The organism is Natronoglycomyces albus (assembly GCF_016925535.1).
GTDB lineage: Bacteria > Actinomycetota > Actinomycetes > Mycobacteriales > Micromonosporaceae > Natronoglycomyces > Natronoglycomyces albus.
In genome coordinates this window covers 3,757,385-3,780,521 of sequence record NZ_CP070496.1, presented here as the reverse complement: position 1 = coordinate 3,780,521, position 23,137 = coordinate 3,757,385, and the positions used below count along the sequence as shown (strand labels likewise).

The window sequence follows — 23,137 nt, the reverse complement described above, 5'->3', positions numbered from 1 at the left end:
TCAGAGCGCTATTGCGTGCGGACACGTCATACCGTCAGCTGCTCGGAAACTAGGTGCGCGTAGGTGGAATTGTTGTAGAGAAGTTCCTGGTGCGTCCCCGTCTCCACAATGCGACCTTCGTCGAGGACGATGATCACGTCCGCGTCGCGCACCGTGCTGAGCCGGTGAGCGATGACGATACGCGTGCAATCCAAGTCCGCCAGGTTGCGGTGAACCGCCGCCTCTGTGGCAGCGTCCAAATGACTAGTGGCCTCGTCGAGCAACAGCAGCTTGGGCCTTGTAGCCAGCGCGCGCGCCAGCACGAGCCGTTGTTGCTGCCCGCCGGAGAGGCCGCTGCCGCCTTCACCGAGGACCGTCTCATATCCCATCGTCATGTTTGTGATGTCGGTGTGCAGCTCGGCGAGTTGCGATGCCTCCATGACATCTTGTAGCGAAGCCTCGGGCGCGGCGAGAGTGATGTTATTGAGGATGGAACCGCTAAAGACGCTGCCTTCTTGTGTGACGACCCCGCATTGTTTGCGTAGGCTGCTGAGGTCGAGGTTGTGTAGTGGCTCTCCGGAGAAGGACACCGTGCCAGCGCTGGGGTGGTATAGGCCCAACATGAGCCGGGACAGGGTGCTCTTTCCAGAGCCGCTGCGGCCCACGATGGCGACCATGTGGCCCCGCTGAATGGTGACGTTGATGTCCGAGAGAATCGCCGGTCCGTCGCCGGAGTAACGGAACGAGACATCTTCGAGAGTGATGTCGCGTTCCAAGCTTGCCGGCAGGTCTCCTTGGTCAGTGTCTTCGGGCTTTTCGTTGAAGATGTCGCGCAGCCGGTCCAGGTGAACCCGTACCGTCTGCAATGACTTGATGCTCGCTCCCAGTTGGGTCACGGGCGCCAGTGCAGCGGCTGCCAGGGCGTTGAGCGCGAACATGGTGCCCACCGAGATTTGGCCGCCGATGACCATGTAGCTGCCCATGAGCAGCATCAACAGCGGCGTTGAGACGGCTAGCAGTCCGAGGATCGCGTCGAGCAGGTTGTCGAGGCGGCGGCGGTGAATCGACGCGTCGATCTGGTGGGAATACTTGGACGACCAACGTGCCACGGCCGCCTTTTCGGCCCCGGCGGATTTGACTGATTCTGCGGCGGTGATGGTCTCCAGCAGCACGCTTTGCGCGTCGCCGGTGGCGCGTAGTTCCCGTTCGGTGAATCGCTGGGCTCGGCGGGCCGAGCCCAGCATGATCGCGATTTGGAGTAGGGCGATTCCGAGAATGACCATGACGTAGATCCACGACTGGATGCCGATCACCATCAGGTAGATGAACAGCAGGCCGACGTCGATCACGATGGCCAGCATCTGTGAACTCACCACGTCGCGGATGTAGCTGGTGGAGGAGACTCGCACCAGCAGGTCGCCGCCTTGGCGAATCTGGAAGTACTTGTACGGCAAGGACATCAGATGTCGCAGGAATGCGCTCATCATTGACCAGTCGATGCGCACTTGGAACCACAGCAGTAGCTCTGCGCGTACGAGAGTGACCAAGGTATGACCCAGGGCGTATGCGGCGCAGCCCGCAGCGAGCACGTGGATGAGGTCCAGTTGCGAGGTGGGAAGTACTTGGTCGAGCAGATAACCGATGAGCAAGGCTGGCACCAGGCCCATGACTGTCAATACCATCGAGGCCGACAGGACCGCGGAGATTACTTTCGGGGAGCGGGGGATGAATGGTTTGACGAACTTCCACAGCCCGATTCCCATGCGACTGCGTTGGGTGAAGCCTTCGCCGGGTGTCAGTTGCAAGACTACGCCGGTGAACTGGGAGGAGAACTCCTCCTTGCTGATGTGGCGTCGGCCCGCGTCGGGATCGACGATGTCGACGAAGTCCTTGCCGATCCGTTCCACCACAACGAAGTGATTCATTCCCCAGTGGACGATAATGGGGAACGTCAGCTCAGTCAGCGAAGCGGGGTCGGACCGGAAACCTTGCGTGGTGAGCCCATAGGCGCGGGCCTGACGGGCGATCGCGCCCGCCGTGGCTCCGTCGCGGCCAAGGAACATCTCGTCACGGATTTCGGCGATCGGAGTGTGCTGGCCGTGGTAACTCAACACCATGGCCAGGCACGCCGCACCACACTCCACTGCTGTGGACTGCAACATGACGGGGACTCGGCGACGTCCGAGAATGCGTGTAGCCATCACAGTGCGCCTCTCGTGATGATATCGATCAAGATGGGCCGCACACCCTGTTGGATGGTGGCCGGGGTGCCGACATCGCTTTCGGATAGCGGGCTGGAGCTCACCAGGTCGACGAGCAGCATGTGCGGTGCCGGGTCTTCGGCTTCCTGCTCGGCGCTGACGCGCCCCTCGATTTCGACATCGCCCACCGTGATGGTGATGGTGCTGCCAACTTCGGGCACATTGTCATCGGCCATCGCCAAGACCACCGAGTTGTGGTCCGCACCCGCCAACACAGCCGCGGTGCCGCCCTGTACCGGATACATCAGACCTGCCACCAGCAGGGCCACAACCACCACCGATGCCCAGACGCCGTGTTTCCAGCGCGGTTTCATCTCGGTGGGGTCGAAGAAGATCTCGCCGCTGCCGCGTGGTCGTTCAGAGTAGGCGGCGAGGAACTCCTCGCGGAAAACACCCTGTTGGGGGAGTATTTCGGGGCGATCGGCGCTGCTCATACGGAGCCCTCGGGTTCGTGCGTTCGAGGAGCTTCCAGCCGCAGGATGTCTGGCACCAGGTCGGGCCGTGCCAGACGGGCCAGGCCCCAGGCGATTCCGGAGGTTCCGGTGAGGAGCCCGGGCGTCTCGATTCCGTGTGGCACACCGCTTAGCCACCCGTTCTGGCTGCCGTCGGCGATAAGCGTGTCCCAGACCCGGCCGAGTAGGTCGGCAACCTCGGGCTCTGACTCCGGATTGACGTAGTCGGAGGCGATGAGGAGGTTACCGACGTCTCCGTGACAGAGACTGTGGTTACCGATGCCGGACACCGGGTCTTGAGTGAGGCCAGTTTCGAGGGAGGCGAGCACGCCGCGCTGGCGGTCGAGTTCCAGCTCCTCGGTGAGGTGGCTGACAACGCCGGTTCGCAGCAATTCGCCCCGTGCGATGGTGACCCCGGGGGCACCGTGGCACCAGGCTCGCATGTCAGCCGAGGCGCCAACGTTGCCTTCGCGCAAATCAGGCCAGTTGCCGGTGTGGGGGTCGAACAGTGATTTCTCGTAGGCGAGGGCTTGCTCGATCGCTTCGACATAGGCGGGGTTGGGCGCGACTTCATGCAACCGGGCAAAGGCGGTGATGATGCCGGAGTTGCCGTGCGAGAACCCGGCCAGGGGCACATTGGGGTTGATGGGGGTGATCCAGCCCCAGCCGGATTCCATTTCCTTTTTGGTGGCTAGGAGCCGGTCGGCGCAGCGCTGGGCGAGGCGGAGGGCGGCTCCGTCATTGGTGACCGTCTCCAGTGCCAGGAGGGAGAAGATAGCCCCTGCGGCCCCGGAGATGACGTCGATGAGGATGTCGTCGTCGATGTACATCTCCATAACTGGCAACAGCGACGCGGCGGCGTGGGCGTATTCGGGGTTGCCGTGGCGGGCGGTCGCGTGTGCTAGCACGTACATGGCTCCACCGATGCCGGTGTATGCGCCAATTCCAGGTGGTTCGGGGCGTTCCTTTTCCCGGGCGATCTCCAGCATCCCGGTGGAGAAGTGTGACACGTGCTCGGTCAGTTCTCGGTATGTCTGGTGGGCAAGGTTTGCTAGTCGCTCGTCGTCGGTGACCGCGCTGACGGCGTCGATGGCGTGTGCGATCCCGGCATACCCGATATAGGAGTCGAGGCTGGCTGCTTGCAGTTGCCAGTACTTCTCTTCTATGAGGCCCAGGCCGATCCAGCCGATGCGGTCCCCTTGGCGGATCGCGAGATGGTCGAGCCGGTCGGCGATGTCCTTGGCCGCCTCCGCTGCCTGCTGGGCGCTGTAACGGCGCTCCGACCGCTTTCGGCTCCAGTTGGGCCAGGTTGCGCCTTCGTCGCTCATGGTGGTGGCAGCCACGGAAGAGCGGATCACCCATTCTTGGAAGGCCCGGTCATTTTCGTCGAGCCCAGCCACCCGGGCTTCGATTTCGGCGAAGGGCACGTCCGGGCCGTAGCCGATGGGTTGGGAGTCCATTCCCGCCCGAATCGCCCCGGAGTCGGCTTCGGTGTGGAAGACCGGAACGTCGCCACGGTGCATCTCGGCAATCTCATTGCGCAGCATGGCGATGCGGCATTCCATCTGTTGGTGTCCGCTGAGGACCCGGGCCAGCGAGCGGTCGCGGTCGAGACCGTCGCGCAGGAAGTCCGGGTGGGTGCTTTCGAGTAGAAGTCGGGCGTACACGTGCGTGGGACGGGCGATGAGCCGACTGGCAGTGTCGGCGAATGCGGCCAGAGGGCCGCCTTGGGCCAGAAGCTCGTCCTTGGCGTCATGAAGGATCTGGTAGCAAGCATTGAAGCCATCGGCGAAGTGGTCAACTCGTACGAGCAGGTCGTAGGGCTTTCCATCCGCGTCAATGGGCTGGTTGAGTTCGTCGTCCATCTCCATATGTTTGTTGACCAGCCGCATGTTGTCGGTGCCCTCGCCTTCCCACACGGGGATGGCCATGGGGGTCACTTGACCGCCACCGCCACCAAGCGCGCTGACGTCGAGACCGAACAATCCCTCGTCGTCCTTCATGAGGAAGCGGCTGGGAATCACCCCGATCGACTGCACGGAGTTGATCAGAGCTTGGAGCGCAACCGGCTCGTAGTTGGTGTCGGCGGTGGAAAGGACCGCGGAACTCTTGTCACTGTGGAGGAGTGACTCCAGATCGACCAGGACCGGGTGTTCTCCGGAGGCGAGAACGTTTTCGAAGTGGAAGTCGGTGGCGTGGAGTACGTACAGCAGCGACGTGAGCGCTCCGAGGCGCCACGCGTAACGGTCGGCGCCTTCCTCGTCGATCGAAATCCCGGATTCGATGAACTCCGACCATCCGTAGCCGCCCTTATCCCAGACGCCGAAGCGGCGCAGGGAGTGCTTGATGTCTTGGTCGTTGACCCAGGCAACTAGGCCGTCGAAAGCAGTGTCCATGTGCAGCGGTCGTGGCTTGAACGCGAGCTTTCCGTGGTCGAAGGTCAACAACGCCACGGAGCGACCCTCCCGGTGCTTGTCGCCAGCGCCGAATTCGATGCCTTTGAGTTCGTCAACCTCTTCGGAGAGCATTCCACGGGCGCGCAGGCCGCTCACATCATCGATGAGGGCTTGAGTCAGTTCGACGCAGGCCTCGATCCAGAAGTCAAGCTCGGTGGTGATGAGGCGGGCGAGCACGGGGTATTCGTCCCAGATTTGCCAGGAGGCATCGAGGTCACGCAGCATGTCGACAAACGCGGCGAAGCGATCCTCGGCGCTGTGGCCGTCAAGACGGCCCTCGACGCGGGCGACGTTGAGCTCGAGCACGGTGGTGCGGTCGATGTGGCTGAGCATTTCGCCGCCGGGCAGGGTCGCGAGTAGGAGGTGCACCATGTGGTCGGGGCGGCTGAGAATCCGGTCGGCTTCGGGCACGTTGTCGAGCATGTCGGTGATGCGCTGACGCAGTTCTCTCACCGCGCCTTCGAGGATGGGGCGCGCGAGTTCGAGCATGGAGATGTCGGCGACGATCTCGCGGTCGTCGGGGTCGACGTTCACACCATCGGTCCACCACCGGCGGAATTGTTGATACCAGCGAGGTTCCTCAAGAGTGCGTCCCATGACGGACTCCCGAGTCTCCCCGAGGTATTCGCGCAGTTCTGCTTCTGAGCCCATGCCCAAAGGAGCCAGAGGGTTGGCGGCCTGTTTCGCCTCGGCGCCGACGGATTTGAGCTCGCGCCACATGTCGAGGCGTTTTTCTCCGCGAATCTCATCGACTTCGGTGGGGCGGCCGTTGGCTTTTCGCTCGCTCAGGGTCAGAGCCAGCTGCCAGGGCAGTCCAGGCGAAGGAAAAGCGATCCGGCCCGAATCGTGGTGGGGAGTGGACATGGTGGTTTCCTTAGAACGGGGTTGGTAAGAGTCTTCAAGGTGAATGAAGTGGCCGGTAGGCTGATCGGCAAGGTCGAAAGACCTTGCCGATCAGGTTTGCACCGTAAGTAAGACAAGCGTCTTATATTTCAGTTAGGCGCAAGGCTGCTTCGGGTTGCAGACCAGGCCGCAACGGGTCCAGCCGGAGTACCAGGGGAGGCACCAGCAGCAACCCATGGTTCCGATGTGACCGGTTCCCGAAGCGCCTCCGACGCCGACGTCAGTTAGCTCGGCGTCGGTGATCGGCTCAAGGCCGGGCTGGCCCACAGGGTGGTCGGGCGCGTCGTTCCCGAGTGAACGACGATATTCTGGGTCTTTCCAGGCCCTAATCTTGTCCATTGTGGTTTTCCTTTATTTTGGGAACGAATCCGTTCCAGGGGGGTATTAACAGCAGCCACTGGTTCCCCAGGAGCAGCTGCCACACATGGTGTTGGTTGGAGAGCAGACAGTCACGGTCAGCGTGACCGTGGCGCAGCCCCAGGTGGTTCCACCACCGACGGAGTCGAGCTGTCCCTCGGGAAGCTCGGCGATGCCGACGGGGTTAGCCGGGAGTTCGGCCAGTTCCTCGTTGCTGAGGCCGGCGCGGTACTCGGGGTCTTTCCAAGCGCGAATTGCGTTCATTTTGTTCACCTCACTTCCTCTGTGGAATCAGCACTGTTGATGACAATTAGTGCTGTGGAGGTGACCTTTCCATGTGTGGGCACAAGTGATGCATATGCGCTGCATCACTGCCGCATATTGCTATACGCAAGTTGGGGTAGTGGGCACAACTAAATAATATTTGCGCCAATTAGGAAGAATGCGCGAAATTGTCCGCGCTGCGCCGAAGGCATCTGATAAAAATCGGGACTTGTGCAGGCGTGCGCATTCAAGCCCGGAGGAAAGTATAGGAATTCGCATGAACGATGAGAAATCGGACCTTGAGGCTTAGAGCTTCTATCAGGTTTCTCTTCCTACTGCGGTGGTGTGATGTCGCGCCTGGCCGCGTTGTCGGCCCTTGTCCATACCCAGCGGATATGGACAAGGGCCTCCGCCTCCCCACGCACTGACAGCACACCATCCTCGCCCCGGAAACAAACCTGATAGAAGCTCTTACAAAAGGCACTTTCCGCGATCTCGTCGGCTCGCTTACCTGCGTAAACTTCGCCTCCTGCGGCCTTGAATCTGCATTTTTGCATAAGCCTCCTTGTCAGGTGCGGTCTGCACATGACAAGAATTGAATCGGGCAGTCTCGCGCGAACGACCCTCTCTCAGGTGGGTTCCACCAACGGCCCGGGGTTCGCCTCGGGCGAACGATCATAATGGAGATGCGGCGGTGTGTTGCCGAATATCTCGATAGAGCGCTGAGCGCCGCAGCCGCCGATGCCGAATAAGAAACCGTACATCTGAGGCAGAGTCGTGCATAAGTTGCCAGTGGAAGTAGTTGACGTATTCGGCGATGGCCAGGGCCAAGAATATTAGCCCTGGCAAAGTCGACGCTCCTGGCGAGGTAATCGCGGCCCACCCCACGTAGGCACCCGCCAACACCAGCGCCGTCACATTGATCGGTTGGAGGGCACGGAAGAGGGCCAGGTGCCGGGGCCGGGGCTGACTGTCCTCGATCTGACGGACTTTCGCGGCCCAATAGGCCGCCCCTTGCCCGAGCAACAGTGCGACCAGGCCGAAACCGAGTACGTTGGGGAGGCTGCGAGGCACATCTAGCAGGACGAACACCGCCACCGCTATCCAGACGATGTTGATCAGTTCCAGGTTGGAGAGCGTTCGCAGGCGTGAACGCAGGCTTTGGCGATCCCTCCTGCTCATGAATCTGCCGGTTCGTCGGTCGTCGCTGAGGTCTCGGTGGTTCCCGCTGAGCAGGGGCCAAACGGCTCCGGTGAGGTGTGCTCATTGAGTCGGTAATGGGTGATGAAGGCCGTCACGACAGTGATGTCGACGTCCTCCAGCGGAAGTTGGGCGCCCCAAGCCTGTAGCGACACCGTGGCCTCCTGACCTGGATATGGACTCATGAACGTGTAGGTAAATTCGCTGATGGTTTCGGCCAACGCCATAATGTCGGGCGCGTCTATGGCGGAGGGATCATACGTGAGCCATACCGCGCCATGCTCCAAACTATGGACGGCGTGCACGTCCAAGACCGGATCAGAGTAGACGGTGCCCGTGCATTCTTGCCAAATAGAGTTGTGCGGTCCCCCTGCCGGTGGCGTGACCGGATAGCTGACGTCGGTGTCGACATGGTCGCGGTCCAGTACCCACGGGTGGGTGAGGTCAGATTCTGAGATCAGACCGTCCTGGACTGCCTCGACTGTCTCCCAATATCCGTCGAAGTCATCGTAGTAGGTGATGACGTCGTCTAGGAACTCTGCGGAGGCCCCAGCCTCTGCGGTGCCATCCTGCCCGTCTGAGGAGGCCTCGGCTGCGTCTCCATACATCATGCGATACGCGGCCACCAGGGCAATTACCAGGACGGCGACCATGGCGAGGGACAGAGCATGAAGCGCGAAGCGCCGTCGTGGGTGCCCATCGTTGGTTGAGTGAGATGCGGACATGTTTGGGGTGGCTCCGTTCTCGATGGTGCCGATGGGCGGCAGTTTTGAGGTATGGGCGCCTCAACCCATCCGCCTTTCACGTGAGGTGATCTCGCAGTGCCTGGCGGACGATCGTGGCAGTCAAGGGGCGCTGTGGACTAGACGAGGTGATTCGTATTTTTGCAGGATGCAGCGTCGAACGAGGCCTTCGTCTTGGTCGAGGACCGCTTTTTGCATTACAGAGACCGGTTCGGGAAGTTCGATCCCGTACTCGTCGGTGAACATGCTTCGGCAGTCCCGAATGACATCGAGAGCCTTGATGGGGCCCTGATTGAAGAATCGTGCCGCGGCGAGTATCACCCAGGTGTCGGTGTTGGAGGGTTCCTCGTGTAGGAGGTTCTCAATGTCAAAGTCGAGCGCTCGGCGGGTGTGGCCCAATAGCTCAGCGGCAATGAGGTCTTGTTTTACGCGTAGATACTCGGCATGGAGACCAGCTCCGGCGGACCGGCACCATTTCGTGGGGGGGAGACCTTCGGTCAACGACCCGCTCCAGTAGGTCAACGCCTGGGTCAGCTCGGTAATTGCTTGGGAATAGTCGCACTGACCCAACGATTGCCGACCCCGCATGGAGGAGTACCGAAATCGGTAGAAATCAAGTTCATCGGCATTAATCCGGAGCTGGTAGGAGGCTTCAGGGCCGCGTCGAGTCTCCAGCCGCTGGCCGCCGTCGGGTTCGACCTGGTTGAGGAGGGTGCGGGTGCGAGCAATTTGGGTTCTTAGATTGGCTCTGGCGGAGGCGGGCGGGGAGTCCCACATGCATTCTAGGAGTCTCCTGGTGGGTACGGGGGAGCCGGACTCGTACAATAGGGCGACCAAAAGTGCTCGTTGAGTCAGTGAAGTTATGTGCAGGTCATCGGACGGACCTGAAATAGTAAATGATCCTAGAGTTTTGAAGTACATGTGTGCATCTTTCAACGAAAAGGATGTCAGCTTCCAAAGTCACGAGCCAACGCTCGTGATATCTGTTTCCTCCTGCGCTGAACAGCATGGGGTGATGCCATTCATAGACTCTAAAAAATATCCAAAGATTCGCATATTCATGTCATTTTTGATCCCGGCTAGTCAGTTGTGGACAGTCTGTGTTCGTGCCATCCCACTCAGGTCGCAAATGGTGCGCATCTGGCAAATAGGACTATTTGCCAGCCCAAGTGGACGACACAGGCATATGGAGGCCCTGCTCAGGTCATAGTCTGTGTTTCCTGGTTGATCCGTCGTGTCATGTGAGCAAACTAGAGACCGATGAATCATGGGATGACCCTGATACTTACATATGTCCGGAGTGACTTCAAGTGGTGGCCGAGGATAATTCGAGTAAATGTCACGTTCGTAGTTGAAGAACGGGCTTTCCTGCTATCAAAGCGATTTCCTATTGCGCGAATATTAAATGGAATATCAGCAGTATTAGTTCTGAACGCTTTATGAAAGCGCTTTCATAAAGCGTTCCCTGGGGCATGGGGCATGGGGCATGGGGCAAGCGAAGAGCGGCCACTAGGAAATGGCGTCGATCGAATCGCAAGCCGCCCGCTGCGGCTTGCTGAAAATTAAAGCCCTGAAGGTGGTGCCGTTGGCATGGTTCTCGTATAAGCAGGGGTCGCCAAGCGGCTGAGGGGAGTGGGCCCAGGGGTTTCTCTGCGAGGTGGCGGCCCTGGGAGCCTATGCGGCGGTCGTCCGTGTTGGCTCGGGGCGCAGCGGTACTTCAACTCGCCCACAGCTGAACCGGGGGCGGGTGTTGTGCGGGGGCGGGGAAGGGGTTACTGGCAGTCGGGGCACAGGCCGCGGAAGATGATGTCCGCATCGCGCACGGCAAAGCCGTGTCGTTCGTCGCCGGGGAGCCAGTTGGCCGGGTTTCCATTGGGGTGGACGTCGCGCACGGTTCCGCACTCGTCGCACACCAGGTGGTGGTGGTCGTGTTCGACGTTGGGGTCGTAACGCTTGCTGCGGCCATCGACGGTGACTTCAAGCACTTCGCCCAGGGAGACCATCTCGTTGAGGGTGTTATAGACCGTCGCGCGCGAGATTTCGGGCAGCCTTTCGTTGGCGAGGCGGTGAATCTCCTCTGCCGTGTAGTGCACGTGGCTGCCATCTAGGGTCTCGGCAATAGCTCTACGCTGCGGCGTCATCCGCCACTGCCGGTCTCGCAGCCTCTCAATCAGGTCGCTCATGGTGATCTTTCCGATGCGGTTGTGGGACGTGACCATTCTAGCCGCTCCGGCTCGAACTCTTTTAAGTATAGACTAGATCTTGACTTAGACTCGGTCTAAGATAGGTCTTGTTCGAGGGAAGTGGACACGATCGAGCCACCGACGCGGCACACTTCCTTTACATCGGGCACTACGAGAAACCACATTGCGAGGAAAGAACTATGAGCGAGGCGCTGGACAACACCGCCGGGCCCCTGACCACTGAGTCTGGTGCTCCGGTATCAAGCAACAACCAGAGCGAGGCGGCCGGAGTCGGCGGACCGCTGCTCATTCAAGACCAAGTGCTGCTGGAAAAACTGGCCCACTTCAACCGCGAACGCATCCCGGAGCGCGTCGTCCACGCGCGCGGCGCCGGAGCGTACGGAACCTTCACCGTCACCGCGGATGTGAGCAAGTACACCAGGGCCGCGTTCCTCTCCGGAGTGGGCAAAGAAACCGAGACGTTCCTACGGTTCTCCACCGTGGCCGGAAACCTTGGGTCGCCCGACGCCGTGCGTGACCCGCGCGGATTCGCGCTGAAGTTCTACACCGAAGAGGGCAACTACGACCTAGTCGGAAACAACACGCCGGTGTTCTTCATCCGCGACACCATCAAGTTCCCCGACTTCATCCACACACAAAAGCGCGACCCGTACACCGGATCACAAGAACCAGACAACGTATGGGACTTCTGGGGACTCAGCCCAGAGTCGACCCACCAAGTGACCTGGCTATTTGGCGACCGCGGCATTCCGGCGTCCTACCGAAACATGGACGGCTTCGGCTCCCACACCTACCAGTGGGTCAACGAGGCCGGCGAGGTCTTCTGGGTGAAGTACCACTTCAAGACCGACCAGGGCATCAAGTGCCTCACCCAAGCCGAAGCCGACAAGCTTGCCGGTGAAGACCCAGACTCCCACCAGCGGGACCTGCGCGAATCCATCGAGCGTGGCGACTACCCGAGCTGGACGGTGTACGTACAGGTCATGCCCGAGGCCGAAGCGGCGAACTACCGGTTCAACCCATTCGACCTCACCAAGGTATGGCCGCAAGGCGACTACCCGAAGATCGAAATCGGAAAGCTGGAACTCAACCGCAACCCCGACAACGTCTTCGCCGAAGTCGAACAGTCCATTTTCTCCCCGGCACACTTCGTGCCCGGGATCGGGCCCAGCCCGGACAAGATGCTGCAAGGCCGCCTCTTCTCCTACGGAGACGCACACCGCTACCGCGTGGGCGTCAACGGAGACCACCTACCGGTCAACCAACCGAAGGCCACGACCGCCCGCAACGGAAACCGCGACGGATTCCACTACGACGGACGACACGGCGGGCAGAAGAACTACGAGCCAAACTCCTTTGGAGGCCCGTACGAAACCGGCCAGCCGCTGTGGAAACCCATCGAGGTCTCTGGCCAGACCGGGGAATGGGAGACACCCAAACACGCCGACGACAACGACTTCGTCCAGGCGGGCAACCTGTACCGACTCATGAGCGACGACGAAAAGGAACGCCTGATCACCAACCTGGCGGACTCGATCTCACTGGTCTCGCGAGACGACATCGTCGACCGGGCGATCTCCAACTTCGCCAACGCCGACGAAGACTTCGGCAAGCGACTCACCGCCGCGGTGAGCGAACGTCGCCAGAAGTAACACGTCCCCGGTTTAACTCTGCGGCTGTGCCAGCACAACCGCTAGAGGAGAACCCGACCCAGGGACAACAGACCTTCCGCTAAGTAGGGTATGGCCGGCCGGAACCACATGGTTCCGGCCGGCTTCTGCGTGCGCGGCCCACACCCCACAGCACAGCAATCGGCCCACCGGACCCGCCGCAGAAAACGCATATCGCCATGGCAGAGAAGAAACTAGCGCCCTATTCGTCGGCCACAAAGGGTAAGCATGATGTTTTTCCAGGAAGCGGGAGAGATTTATCGAACCGTTACCTAGAGGGTCATTGATTTTAGCTGTGATTGGGATAACTCTGTGAGCAATTAGCGCACGTGAAACACAACCTCAGGAGTCACACGTGACCACCCACACCAAGGAACCCACCGTCACGACGGAACCCGAAGTCGACGAACGCGACCGACGGCGCAGACTCATCGGACTCACTCTCGGCCCCCTAGCCGCCATCGCCGTCTACCTTCTCCTCCCCGACACCCTCAACAACTCCGCCGCCATCGTCGCCGCCACCGCCACCCTCATGGCCATCTGGTGGATGACCGAAGCCATCCCCCTACCCGTCACCGCCCTAGTGCCACTGGTCGCCTTCCCCTTCCTGACCAGCTTCTCCCGCGACGAAGACGGCACCATAGTCGGCGAAGACGGCTACGTCGGCATCGCCGCCGTAGCCTCGCCCTACGCCAACCAAATCATCTTCCTGTTCATGGGCGGATTCATCCTCGCCCTCGCCATGCAGAAGGTCAACCTGCACCGGCGCTTCGCCCTAGCCGTCCTCAGCGTCGTCGGCAACAGCCCCGCCGCCCTGATCGGCGGATTCATGATCGCCACCGGATTCGTCACCATGTGGGTGAGCAACACCGCCACCACGATCATGATGCTGCCAGTGGGGCTAGCCGTGCTCGCCCTCGTCAGCAACGGCAAAGACGGCCAAGAAACCACCGACAAGAACTTCGCGACCGCGCTCATGCTCGGCATCGCCTACGCCGCCTCCATCGGCTCAGTCTCCACCATCATCGGCACCCCACCGAACGCCCTCATGGCCGGCTTCCTGAGCGAAAACCACGACATCAACATCAGCTTCGCCCAATGGATGATGGTGGGCCTACCCCTGGCCGCCATCTTCATGGTCATCGCCTGGTTCGTCCTCACCAAGATCATCTACCCACCCACGATCCAAAAGCTGGCCGGAAGCCGCGAACTCATCAAAGAACAACTGCGCGAACTGGGCCCCATCACCCGCGGCGAATGGACCGTGCTGGGAGTCTTCGTGCTCGCCTCCAGCTCCTGGATCACCTTCGGCATCCTGGCCCAAAACGACGGCCTCGTCGAACGCTTCGCCTGGCTCGACGTGGTCTCAGACGGCGGCATCGCCGTGTTCATCGCCATCTTGCTATTCCTGCTGCCCATCGACTCCCAAGGCAATAAGGCAATGGACTGGGACACCGCGAAAACCCTCCCGTGGGGAATCCTGCTGCTCTTCGGCGGCGGCCTCTCCCTGTCCAGCCAATTCACCCAAACCGACCTCAGCGTATGGATCGGCCAACAAGTCGGATTCCTCGACGGAGTCCCCGTGTGGCTGCTCATCCTCGTCGTCGCCGCCACCGTCCTCCTGCTGACCGAACTGACCTCGAACACCGCCACCGCAGCCACCTTCCTACCCGTCATGGCCGGAATCGGCATGGGACTGGGACTACCCGTGTTGGCCCTAGTCATCCCCACCGCGCTCGCGGCGACCTTCGCGTTCATGCTGCCGGTCGCCACCCCACCCAACGCGATCGTGTTCGGCTCCGGGCAAGTCCGCATCGGACAGATGGTGAAAGCCGGTGCCGTGCTGAACATCATCAGCCTCGTGGTTGTCCTTCTAGGAATGTACGCGCTGGCCAGCTGGGTCTTCGATATCGCACTGTAAGGAAAGTGGGGAGGGGCCAAAGATTGCGGCCCCTCCCTTAACGGAACATCGCCGATCGCACCAACTCGCTAAAGTAGGCCCATGGCCACCCACTCTGAACGCGACGACCTTGGCGTCAACGACATCCAACAGCTCCGCGACCACTACGCCACCGGGCACACGAAACCGATCCCGTGGCGGCTCGAACAGCTCCGGGCCCTGCGGCAGTTGTTGCACGACCACCGCAGCGACCTAGCCGACGCACTTGCCTCCGACCTTGGCAAGCCCGCGACTGAGGCATTCATGACCGAGGTCGATCACGTCGGCTCCAGCATCAGCCACATGTTGAAGAACCTGCGTTCCTGGACTCGGCCGCAGCGAGTCCACACGCCGCTGCACTTGCAGCCGGGCAAAGCCTACACACTGCGAGAACCCCTGGGGCTCGTCTTGATCATCGGGCCGTTCAACTATCCGGTTCAGCTGACTTTGGGTCCGTTGGCGGGAGCCCTAGCCGCTGGCAACTGCGTGGTGTTGAAGCCCTCCGAACAGACTCCGATCGTCTCGCGCCTGCTGGCCAAGCTCATCAATGACTATGTGGACAACCGAGCCGTGTGCGTGGTGCAAGGCGGGGCCGAGGTGGCCGAAGACTTGTTGGACGAGAAGTTCGACCACATTTTCTTCACCGGATCGGCGAGAGTGGGGCGCATCGTGGCCGCGGCCGCGGCCAAGCACCTTACGACGACGACCTTGGAACTAGGCGGCAAGTCTCCGGCCATTGTGGAGCCACCGGTTGACATGAAGACCACGGCCAAGCGCATCGCCTGGGCGAAGTTCCTCAATGCCGGACAGACCTGCATCGCCCCCGACTACGTGATTGCCCTCGGCGGCAGCGGGCAAGAGCTCATCGGTCACCTGCACTCGGCAGTCCAATCGATGTACGGGCATTCGCCGGCGGCCAGCCCGGACTATGGGCGCATCGTCAACGAGAAACACTTCGACCGCCTCACCGCCTACCTGCGACAGGGACGATGTGAATTCGGGGGCGGCTACAACCGCGACACCCGCTATGTGGCTCCGACCGTACTGAGCAACGTCGACCCCGAGTCGCCGGTGATGCAGGAGGAAATCTTCGGGCCGATCCTGCCAGTGGTCGAGCTGGACAACATCGACCAAGCCGTCGACTTCGTCAACGCACGTGAAAAGCCACTGGCGCTGTACGCCTTCACCCGCTCGGACTTGACCAAACGGCGGCTGCTGACCCGCACCTCCTCTGGAGGCGTGGGCTTCGGGGCGCCCATGGTGCAATTCGAGGTTCCGAACCTGCCATTCGGTGGGGTCGGAGAATCTGGCAGCGGCGCCTACCACGGCGAATACACGATCGACACCTTCAGTCACATCAAGTCAGTGGTCGACAAGCCACTGCACCCGGACACGCTGCGCGCGGTCTACCCGCCGTTCCGGCAGCTAAAGGATTCGATCATCCGGCGACTGCGATAGGCGGCCTCGTCATCCTGTGCCCCGGTAACCCCGGGGCACAGCTGTTTTCGGGATGCGCCATCGTCGGACTTCGGACAACGAGGGCCCGATTAGGCCAATCCAGCCCTGAGAGGTGCTCGCGTTGTTAGCATCGGGCCAAGAGGACCAAGGAGGTTGCAGCATGTTCAACAAACCTCGAAAAGTCAGTCGAACTAGGGCCCAGGACGTGGTCAGCGAGCACGCGTCCGTAGAAATAGAGTCCGAGACGATGGTGGCAGAAGGTTGCCCCAATGACGATGCCGTCTGGGAAAAAGCGCGGCACAGCAGCGAAGACTCCCCATCCAAGCCTCAGAAAGATCGCCGGGCCACCAGCGCCTGAGACCATGCCCCCACTCGACCCCAGCATTCACCTCGCGGACAAAGGCCGACCCGGCCCACACCACGCGGTGTCAACCGCGTGGGTACAGGCCGAGCCGGCCGACTGACGGCGGCCAGTTTAAGCCGCGGTTGTCATATCCCGACGACGGAACAACCCCACCGCGCCAGAGGCGACAATGAGCGCCACCAGCGCAAGGGCGACCAATGGCCACGCCTGTAGCGAATCGGACGGAACTCGTGCCACATGCTCAAACGGCGACAGTTGCAAGAACAGCTCCGGTGGGTCCAGCAGCGGGCCGAAGTAACCCATCACGATGCCATAGATGGCCACGAACCAGGCCAGGTTGAGATACTTGGGCCCCAACGCGAAACCGAGACCGGCCAACGCGATGATCACGGCAATGGCCGGTAGATATGCCAGGTGTCCGACCAGGAGTTCCGGCACATACCGAGCCTCACCCAACACCAACGCCACGGCCAAGCCCATCGAAAACCCGGCGGCCACTAGTAGCGTGAACGCGCCGATCAAAGCCGTCGCCAGGCTTGAGGTAACCCACGTGAGGCGACTGACGGCCGTGGACAAGATAGCTTCGGCTCGCCCCGAATTCTCCTCGGAGCTCAGCCGGTGTACCGAGACGATCGCGTAACAGGCCGCCAGCGTCGAGGTGAAGAACACCATGATCGACAGGAAGCCTTCCAGCATCTGGGTCTCGTCGCCGCCCATCACCGCGACCATATTCTCAGGCAGGTCGGTGAAACTTTGCTGTACCGAATCGGCCAATGACCCATAGAGCAACCCGGCGATGCCCAGGCCCACGGCCCAGCCGATGATGTTGCTGCGGTCCAGTCGCATAGCCAACGCCAACGGGTTCGACAGTCGCTTGGTGGCCGAGTTTCTGCCCAATCGGGGGGCCACGAAACCAGCGCCGACATCGCGGCGAGATTCCAGGGCGTAGGCGACCAGCACGCTGAGGACGGCCAACGCTAGGCACAACACCAGCGGCCACCAGCGGGGGTCGACGAAGACCCGGGTCTGTTGAGCCCAGGCGAAGGGGGAGAACCACGACAGTGCGCTGCCTTGTTCTTCCAAGACATCGCCCGCGCCCCGAATCACCACGGCGGCACCGATGAGGGCCGAGCCGATGGCCGTGGCGGTACGGGCGTGCTCGACTGCCTGGACGGCGATTGAGGTCAACGCGGCGAACACCAGGCCCACGCTGGCCACGGAGGCCCCAAAGAGTATTACTCCACTGGCGCCGTAGCCGGTCCCGCTCATCGCTACCGCGATGAGGATTCCCAACGCGGCGTTGGCGATGAGCGCTAGCAGCATGGCGGCGGCGAGAGGACTGTGTCGACCGACCACACTGGATCGTGTCATTTCGGTGCGTCCGGTCTCCTCCTCTTGGCGGGTATGGCGCACGATTAGTAGGACGTTCATGAACGCCGCGCCTATGAGCAGGTAAAACCCGTAGACGGCCGCGAAGACAGTGGAATATGACGGGTCATCCAGGCCGTAGCCCGGCCCGGTCATGATGGTTCCCGCTGGGCCCTGCATGAAGCTGACGATGGCGGATAGGTCCTCTTGGGACGGATAGGCCAGCGTGATCGCGTTGGAGAAGTAGAACGCCATGAACGCGAGGCCGATAACCCAGGCGGGAAGCTTGATGCGGTCGCGCCGCAGATTTAGGCGCAACAAGGTGCCAGTGGCGGTCAGTTCCTTCATGATTGCACCTGCTGGGCCTCAGCGCCGTTGCCGTAGTGGCGCATGAATAGCTCTTCCAAGGACGGCGGATTGCTCACCAAGTTGAGGATTCCCAGGTCCGCCAGTTCCTTCATGACCGCTTGGCTGTGGTCGGTGTCCAGCGAGAACGAGGCCCGGGAGCCTTCCAGTTTGAAGCTGTGAACGCCGTCCATGTTGGCGATGGCGCTGGCGTCCTCGGCGGTGGTGACGGTGACGCTGCTGCGGGTCAGGTGGCGCAGCTCTTCGAGGCGACCCGACTGCACGGTGACTCCGTCGCGAATGATGGTGACGGTGTCGCACAGCTTCTCGACCTCGGCCAGGATATGGCTGGAGAGAAGGACGGTGCGCCCCTCGGATTTGAGTTCGCCGATGAATTCTTGGAATGCCGCCTCCATCAGCGGGTCGAGCCCCGAGGTGGGTTCGTCGAGTATGTACAGCTCCACGTCGGCGGCGAGGGCGGAGATCAGCGCTACCTTTTGCCGGTTTCCCTTCGAGTAGGTGCGACCCTTCTTTCTGGGGTCGAGTCGGAAACGCTCGATAAGTTCCTCTCGGCGCTTGGAATCGACGTTTCCTCGCAGGCGGCACAGAATGTCGATGGCCTCGCCCCCGGTGAGGTTGGGCCACAGCGTGACGTCGCCGGGAACGTAGGCCAAGCGGCGGTGTAGGTCGACCGAGTCGTGCCAAGGGTCGGAGCCGAGCAGGTCGATGTTGCCCGAGTCGGCCTTGAGCAGGCCCAATAGGACGCGGATCGCGGTGGACTTCCCGGCCCCGTTGGGGCCGAGGAACGCGGCTATTTCTCCGGATTGGACGCTCATGTCAAGTTCGCTCAAAGCGGTGACGGAGCCGAATGTCTTGGTGAGCTTGGAAATGTTGATGACTGTGGACATAATCGGGACCCTTCTGGGGGTGACGTGTGATGGTTGGCGGGCGAGGCGCTAACTCGGCGTCGGGTTGCGCCTCGGCGTCGCGCTCGGGCGGATCCGATACATAGCTGAGGTAGGCGTCGAGCATTTGTCGGTCGGTGAAGAGCCCTTGGGTGTATAGCTCCAGGGCCGGGAGGGTGACCCGGTCAACGTATTGCTGCCAGGTGGCTTCGGTGGATTGATCGGACAAGAGACCGAATTCGATCAGCATGCTTCCCATAGCCGCGTTGGTGAGGAAGCGAGCTCGCCCGGCGGGGTCGATGCTTGGTTTCAACGTTCCCAGCTCGACGCCTCGCTCCAGATACGTCTGGGTGTGTTCGATGAGGCGTTCCATGAAGTCGCGGGCGAATTGTCCGCCAGCTTGGAGGTCGCGGACCATGTAGCGAGTGAGGGTGGTGTATTCGGCGGACGAAGCCAGTTGCTGTATGAAGGTCGCGGTGGGGTTCTCGGAGTCGAACTTGGCCGCCATGAGACCTTCCACCACGCTGAGGATGTGGGCGTCGCAGGCGGAGCGCAGGCCGTCTTTTGATCCGTAGTGGTGGCGTATGAGTCCTAGTGAGACATCGGCGTGGTTGGCTATCGCCCGCAGGCCGGTGTCGAACCCGTCGCGCGCGAATAGCTCGATGGCGGCATTGCGGATGCGTGCGGCGGAGGAGAGGTCATCATCGGACGGGGCTATACGCATGTATCAAATGCTATACGAGTGTATAGCTTTGGTCAACTGACTTCCTTACGTTGTGTTTGTGCAGCTCATTCGGAGTGTGAAACCAACCTCGCCGCGCGTAGTCGCGCCATGCTCGACTTGACGGGCTAAGACTCGCGGTGGTTGTGAGCATCAAGAAGCCACGTTCCCTGCGTATGTACAGGTAGCGGGGGCTGATCGATTCACATGCCGCAACCTTGCTTTTGATCGAAGCCTTGTGTTTCACGAAAGGAGTACGTGGCCGTATGCCAGGTTTACCCTGTAAATACAGCCACTATCAGCGTTCGGTTTCTCATTAGAATTCTCTCCGACGGCGGCGGAACTTCTCGATACTGGCACTGGCTCGAAAGGTTCCCGTCATGAGCAACGAATACTATTACCAGCAGCCCCAGCCAGGCCAGCCCCAGCCAGGCCAGCCAGCACCGGGAGGGGCTGTGCCTTATTACGTCAAAAAGAATCCTTGGTACCTGCGTTGGTGGGCGATAACCCTCGGGATCGTTGGCGTCGTTGGCGTGTGCTGCTTTGGGGCGCTCGCGTTCGTCTTGGTCGGAACAGAATTGGACTCCGACTCTGCGGACAATGATGAAGATTCTTCGGTCGCATCCGACATCGACGAGGAAGAGAACGACGTTGAAGCCGGTACCGAAGCTGAGGAGGAGAGCGAGGCGGACTATTTTTCATCGACCTTCCCCGTTTTTGCAGCCTTCACCGAGTCTGGTTCGGGTGACAGCGTGATTGACTTGCCCGCTGGGCAAGGAATCGTTACCGCCAGCCACACTGGTTCGTCAAACTTCATCCTCACCACTCTCGACGAGAGTAATGAGATGTCGGATCTCCTAGTGAACACGATTGGCAACTACGAAGGCACCAGCGCGTACGGTCTCGATTGGCTCGGCATGGACTCGGCTTCGTTGCAGATTACCGCCGATGGCCCATGGGAAGTCACGATCGCGCCCATCGCTGACGCACCAAAGCTGGGCGATCCTGAGGAGTCCCAAGGCGACGGCGTATACCAATACAGTGGTGGGGCAGCCAACTGGGCGCTCACTCACCAAGGTGAAGGGAATTTTATCGTCACGTATATCAGTGACTCGCTGGTTGGCTGGGATCTCTTGGCAAACGAAATCGGCAACTATGAGGGCACGGTAGCCGTGACGTCTGGGCCCGCAGTGGTAACGGTGAACGCTCGAGGGACCTGGGCCATTATGTCCTCCTAGCTTTCACCGGAGTCGACTCGCCCAAATGGGCACACCAGCGCGCTTTTCTAGCCGTGGTCTCGGACCAGGAAACAGCGTTTATGCAGGGATAATAAAGTTGAACTACAGTTAGTTGAACTGTAGTTCAACTAACTGTAGTCGTGGTGAAACAGCCGAAAACCAAGTGACATGTCCGACCAAGACCCGCGAGTACGAAGTTGGCCCTGTTCAGCGGGTCGGGTTTCACCAATGAGCTGCGAAACATGGCTGGCCGCGAGGACGTGGTGCTGATCGGACTAGACCAGCTATACGGGCGCGACCGGGTCTGAGTCAGGCAACAATAAAACTCAATCATTGAGCCTGGGGCTAAACCTCCGTGCGGGAGCGAGATGCCGCTCAGTCTTTTCGACGAGTTCAAGGACCGGTCGAAACCACGGTTGCCGAACATCGAGGATCAAGATCAGCGGCCTCCCGCCGTCACCAGGCCGGTCTCGTAGGCACAGATGACCGCCTGAACGCGGCTTTGCAACCCGAGCTTAAGCAGGATGCTCGACACGTGCGACTTCACGGTCGCCTCCTCAACGAACAGCGCCCTGGCGATCTCAGCGTTCGAACCGCCGCGGGCCACCTGCACGAGCACATCGCGTTCGCGCGGAGTGAGAGCGTCAAGGTCGCCGGTACGCCCAGGATCTGGGCTGAGCGCGGCGAAACGGGAGATGACCCGCCGCGTGACCTGAGGCATGATCAGGCCATGGCCAGCGTCGACCGCGCGGATCGCGTTGACGAGCGTCTCCGCCGGAGTGTCCTTGAGTAGGAATCCAGCGGCCCCGGACCGCAGCGCACCGTAGACGTACTCATCGTCATCGAAGGTCGTTACGACGATGACATCCGGACTGTCGGTACCGGCTTTTGTGAGCCGCCGCGTCGCCTCGATACCATCCAGCCGCGGCATGCGCACGTCCATCAGCACAATCGACGCTTGGTACTTGGTGGCCAACTCAACTGCTTCGAGACCGTCCCTTGCCTCGGCGACGATCTCCAGACCCGGTTCGTCCTCCAGCAACGCGCGAAACCCCGCCCGGACGACCTTCTGATCATCGGCAAGAAGTAGACGGATGGTCATATTATCCCCGTTCTGGGCGACAGGTGCCGAGGAAGGCGCGCGTGAACACGCCAACCGTCGGCGGTGGGCCCGGCTTCTAGGTGGCCGCCGAGGAGCTCGGCACGTTCAGTCATCCCGACCAGCCCTGAACCTGGCGCAGCCGCAGCATCGCAGTCACCGTTGTTGGTCACCTCAATCCGCACCGCCTCGTCGTCAACATGGACCACGACCGAGGCTCTGGCCGGGCCCGCGTGCCGCACCACGTTGCTCAGCGACTCCTGCAAGATCCGCAGCGCGGCCCGTTCGACCTCGGGGTCGAGTGCGGCCATCGAGCCGGTCACGAAAAGATCGATGTGGTGATCCGGTCCACTCATAGCCTGGACGAGCACCGACAGGCTCGCCTCATTGAGCTGTAGGGAGGGACCGGTTGGCGCGGCACCCTGGCGGATCGTCGAGACCGCCAACCGAGTCTCGTCCAGCGCGCTCTGCGCCAGGCTCTCGATCTCCTCCAGTGACGCGGCAGCGCGAGCCGGATCATGCTCGATCCGTTTGCCAGCCGCTCTTGCCTGAAGGGTGATTCCCACCAAGGAATGGCCCACAGCGTCGTGGACCTCGCGGGCGATCCGCAGTCGCTCTTCCTTGACAGCCGACCGGATGTGCGCCGCACGAGCGGCTTCGAGTTCACGATTCTGCGCTAGGAGCATCTCGCGCTGTTCGCCGCGTAGGCGCAGGAGCGCTCCGGCGACAACGGCCAGAGGGATCAAAATGGTGTTGCCAACGGTCACCGTGAGGTAGGAAATGCCAGTGGTCCAGATTAGACTCCCACTAAGGGCCAGGCAGGCGGGCAATCCCACCCCGACGGTCGAGCGGACAGGTGTCAGGTAAGCCAGGCTGAACAAAGCCAGTACCGCGCCCAGGGGGCCGATGCCAATCGGGTGACCAGCGGCAACGGCGACAGCCGCAGCGGCACTCGTGACGACAGCGACCGAACGCGGAAACTGACGACGAACGGCCAATGGGACTGTCATGGCGAGCACGAGGATAACGGTGTCCACTCCGAGATCGCGGGTGACGCCGAGCCCGCCAGTCTGCCCCTCCATCCGAGCACTGTCCACAGCAAACACCACGAAAACAGCAGCGCCGAACACGTCGACGAGCACACGGTATCGCGGGCTACGGAGCACAGCGCTTTCTCGGAACATGAATTCAGCGTACGCAGCGACGCAGAC

18 protein-coding genes are annotated in these 23,137 nt (G+C 61.2%); 4 read left to right on the top strand and 14 right to left on the bottom strand.

The window, feature by feature from the left end:
• Positions 1-26 precede the first annotated feature (26 nt).
• The 9 genes from JQS30_RS16115 to JQS30_RS16075 form a co-directional block, all read right to left on the bottom strand.
• Entirely contained in the window at positions 27-2,180 is a 2,154-nt protein-coding gene (locus JQS30_RS16115; RefSeq protein ID WP_213171257.1) for a peptidase domain-containing ABC transporter, read from the bottom strand.
• Positions 2,180-2,674, bottom strand: coding sequence for a hypothetical protein (locus tag JQS30_RS16110; protein WP_213171256.1), 495 nt, complete (start codon positions 2,672-2,674; stop codon positions 2,180-2,182). Before JQS30_RS16110 ends, JQS30_RS16115 begins: the two co-directional genes overlap by 1 nt.
• Positions 2,671-6,012: a type 2 lanthipeptide synthetase LanM family protein gene (locus tag JQS30_RS16105; RefSeq protein WP_213171255.1), complete on the bottom strand. Its 3,342-nt coding sequence runs from the start codon at positions 6,010-6,012 to the stop codon at positions 2,671-2,673. Before JQS30_RS16105 ends, JQS30_RS16110 begins: the two co-directional genes overlap by 4 nt.
• Positions 6,013-6,144: 132 nt before the next feature.
• A complete protein-coding gene (locus JQS30_RS16100) occupies positions 6,145-6,390 on the bottom strand; it encodes a mersacidin/lichenicidin family type 2 lantibiotic (protein WP_213171254.1) in 246 nt (81 codons plus the stop codon).
• A 45-nt stretch (positions 6,391-6,435) separates the two neighbouring features.
• Positions 6,436-6,672: a mersacidin/lichenicidin family type 2 lantibiotic gene (locus JQS30_RS16095; protein ID WP_213171253.1), complete on the bottom strand. Its 237-nt coding sequence runs from the start codon at positions 6,670-6,672 to the stop codon at positions 6,436-6,438.
• A 675-nt stretch (positions 6,673-7,347) separates the two neighbouring features.
• On the bottom strand, positions 7,348-7,854 hold the full coding sequence (locus tag JQS30_RS16090) for a hypothetical protein (protein WP_213171252.1): 507 nt from the start codon (positions 7,852-7,854) through the stop codon (positions 7,348-7,350).
• Positions 7,851-8,597 (bottom strand): thioredoxin-like domain-containing protein, encoded by a 747-nt coding sequence (locus JQS30_RS16085; protein ID WP_213171251.1) that lies wholly within the window; start codon positions 8,595-8,597, stop codon positions 7,851-7,853. The genes JQS30_RS16090 and JQS30_RS16085 overlap by 4 nt, the downstream gene beginning before the upstream one ends.
• A 120-nt stretch (positions 8,598-8,717) precedes the next feature.
• Positions 8,718-9,536 carry an AfsR/SARP family transcriptional regulator gene (locus JQS30_RS16080; RefSeq protein WP_246497953.1) on the bottom strand — a complete coding sequence of 273 codons (819 nt, stop codon included), beginning with the start codon at positions 9,534-9,536 and terminating at the stop codon, positions 8,718-8,720.
• 851 nt (positions 9,537-10,387) lie between these two features.
• Positions 10,388-10,798 (bottom strand): Fur family transcriptional regulator, encoded by a 411-nt coding sequence (locus JQS30_RS16075; protein WP_343076231.1) that lies wholly within the window; start codon positions 10,796-10,798, stop codon positions 10,388-10,390.
• Positions 10,799-10,998: 200 nt separating this feature from the next.
• On the opposite strand from JQS30_RS16075, the gene JQS30_RS16070 reads away from it, so the two are divergent.
• The 3 genes from JQS30_RS16070 (at position 10,999) to JQS30_RS16060 (ending at position 15,886) form a co-directional block, all read left to right on the top strand.
• A complete protein-coding gene (locus JQS30_RS16070; RefSeq protein WP_213171248.1) occupies positions 10,999-12,471 on the top strand; it encodes a catalase in 1,473 nt (490 codons plus the stop codon).
• Positions 12,472-12,844: 373 nt separating this feature from the next.
• Positions 12,845-14,410 carry an SLC13 family permease gene (locus tag JQS30_RS16065; RefSeq protein ID WP_213171247.1) on the top strand — a complete coding sequence of 522 codons (1,566 nt, stop codon included), beginning with the start codon at positions 12,845-12,847 and terminating at the stop codon, positions 14,408-14,410.
• Between the two features lie 81 nt (positions 14,411-14,491).
• Positions 14,492-15,886 carry an aldehyde dehydrogenase family protein gene (locus tag JQS30_RS16060; RefSeq protein ID WP_213171246.1) on the top strand — a complete coding sequence of 465 codons (1,395 nt, stop codon included), beginning with the start codon at positions 14,492-14,494 and terminating at the stop codon, positions 15,884-15,886.
• 475 nt (positions 15,887-16,361) lie between these two features.
• Here the strand turns inward: JQS30_RS16060 and JQS30_RS16055 are convergent, their stop codons facing one another.
• From JQS30_RS16055 to JQS30_RS16045, 3 genes are read right to left on the bottom strand one after another with little or no spacing between them, the layout of a single operon-like run.
• Positions 16,362-17,966 (bottom strand): ABC transporter permease, encoded by a 1,605-nt coding sequence (locus tag JQS30_RS16055; RefSeq protein ID WP_213171245.1) that lies wholly within the window; start codon positions 17,964-17,966, stop codon positions 16,362-16,364.
• A complete protein-coding gene (locus JQS30_RS16050; RefSeq protein ID WP_213171244.1) occupies positions 17,963-18,871 on the bottom strand; it encodes an ABC transporter ATP-binding protein in 909 nt (302 codons plus the stop codon). Before JQS30_RS16050 ends, JQS30_RS16055 begins: the two co-directional genes overlap by 4 nt.
• The gene (locus JQS30_RS16045) at positions 18,801-19,592 is read right to left on the bottom strand and encodes a TetR/AcrR family transcriptional regulator (RefSeq protein ID WP_213171243.1); all 792 of its coding nucleotides are present in this window, start codon (positions 19,590-19,592) and stop codon (positions 18,801-18,803) included. Before JQS30_RS16045 ends, JQS30_RS16050 begins: the two co-directional genes overlap by 71 nt.
• A 377-nt stretch (positions 19,593-19,969) precedes the next feature.
• On the opposite strand from JQS30_RS16045, the gene JQS30_RS16040 reads away from it, so the two are divergent.
• Positions 19,970-20,827 (top strand): hypothetical protein, encoded by an 858-nt coding sequence (locus JQS30_RS16040; RefSeq protein ID WP_213171242.1) that lies wholly within the window; start codon positions 19,970-19,972, stop codon positions 20,825-20,827.
• A gap of 439 nt (positions 20,828-21,266) precedes the next feature.
• Here JQS30_RS16040 and JQS30_RS16035 read toward each other — a convergent pair whose 3' ends face one another.
• Together JQS30_RS16035 and JQS30_RS16030 are read right to left on the bottom strand one after the other, a co-directional pair.
• Positions 21,267-21,929, bottom strand: a complete 663-nt coding sequence (locus JQS30_RS16035; RefSeq protein ID WP_213171241.1) for a response regulator — start codon at positions 21,927-21,929, stop codon at positions 21,267-21,269.
• Positions 21,926-23,110: a sensor histidine kinase gene (locus JQS30_RS16030; RefSeq protein WP_213171240.1), complete on the bottom strand. Its 1,185-nt coding sequence runs from the start codon at positions 23,108-23,110 to the stop codon at positions 21,926-21,928. The genes JQS30_RS16035 and JQS30_RS16030 overlap by 4 nt, the downstream gene beginning before the upstream one ends.
• Positions 23,111-23,137 lie beyond the last annotated feature (27 nt).

Coding starts and splice junctions, on each gene's coding strand:
- JQS30_RS16115 (WP_213171257.1), bottom strand. CDS start 2,180: ATGGCTACACGCATTCTCGGACGTCGCCGAGTCCCCGTCATGTTGCAG.
- JQS30_RS16110 (WP_213171256.1), bottom strand. CDS start 2,674: ATGAGCAGCGCCGATCGCCCCGAAATACTCCCCCAACAGGGTGTTTTC.
- JQS30_RS16105 (WP_213171255.1), bottom strand. CDS start 6,012: ATGTCCACTCCCCACCACGATTCGGGCCGGATCGCTTTTCCTTCGCCT.
- JQS30_RS16100 (WP_213171254.1), bottom strand. CDS start 6,390: ATGGACAAGATTAGGGCCTGGAAAGACCCAGAATATCGTCGTTCACTC.
- JQS30_RS16095 (WP_213171253.1), bottom strand. CDS start 6,672: ATGAACGCAATTCGCGCTTGGAAAGACCCCGAGTACCGCGCCGGCCTC.
- JQS30_RS16090 (WP_213171252.1), bottom strand. CDS start 7,854: ATGAGCAGGAGGGATCGCCAAAGCCTGCGTTCACGCCTGCGAACGCTC.
- JQS30_RS16085 (WP_213171251.1), bottom strand. CDS start 8,597: ATGTCCGCATCTCACTCAACCAACGATGGGCACCCACGACGGCGCTTC.
- JQS30_RS16080 (WP_246497953.1), bottom strand. CDS start 9,536: ATGTACTTCAAAACTCTAGGATCATTTACTATTTCAGGTCCGTCCGAT.
- JQS30_RS16075 (WP_343076231.1), bottom strand. CDS start 10,798: ATGAGCGACCTGATTGAGAGGCTGCGAGACCGGCAGTGGCGGATGACG.
- JQS30_RS16070 (WP_213171248.1), top strand. CDS start 10,999: ATGAGCGAGGCGCTGGACAACACCGCCGGGCCCCTGACCACTGAGTCT.
- JQS30_RS16060 (WP_213171246.1), top strand. CDS start 14,492: ATGGCCACCCACTCTGAACGCGACGACCTTGGCGTCAACGACATCCAA.
- JQS30_RS16055 (WP_213171245.1), bottom strand. CDS start 17,966: ATGAAGGAACTGACCGCCACTGGCACCTTGTTGCGCCTAAATCTGCGG.
- JQS30_RS16050 (WP_213171244.1), bottom strand. CDS start 18,871: ATGTCCACAGTCATCAACATTTCCAAGCTCACCAAGACATTCGGCTCC.
- JQS30_RS16045 (WP_213171243.1), bottom strand. CDS start 19,592: ATGCGTATAGCCCCGTCCGATGATGACCTCTCCTCCGCCGCACGCATC.
- JQS30_RS16040 (WP_213171242.1), top strand. CDS start 19,970: ATGAGCAACGAATACTATTACCAGCAGCCCCAGCCAGGCCAGCCCCAG.
- JQS30_RS16035 (WP_213171241.1), bottom strand. CDS start 21,929: ATGACCATCCGTCTACTTCTTGCCGATGATCAGAAGGTCGTCCGGGCG.
- JQS30_RS16030 (WP_213171240.1), bottom strand. CDS start 23,110: ATGTTCCGAGAAAGCGCTGTGCTCCGTAGCCCGCGATACCGTGTGCTC.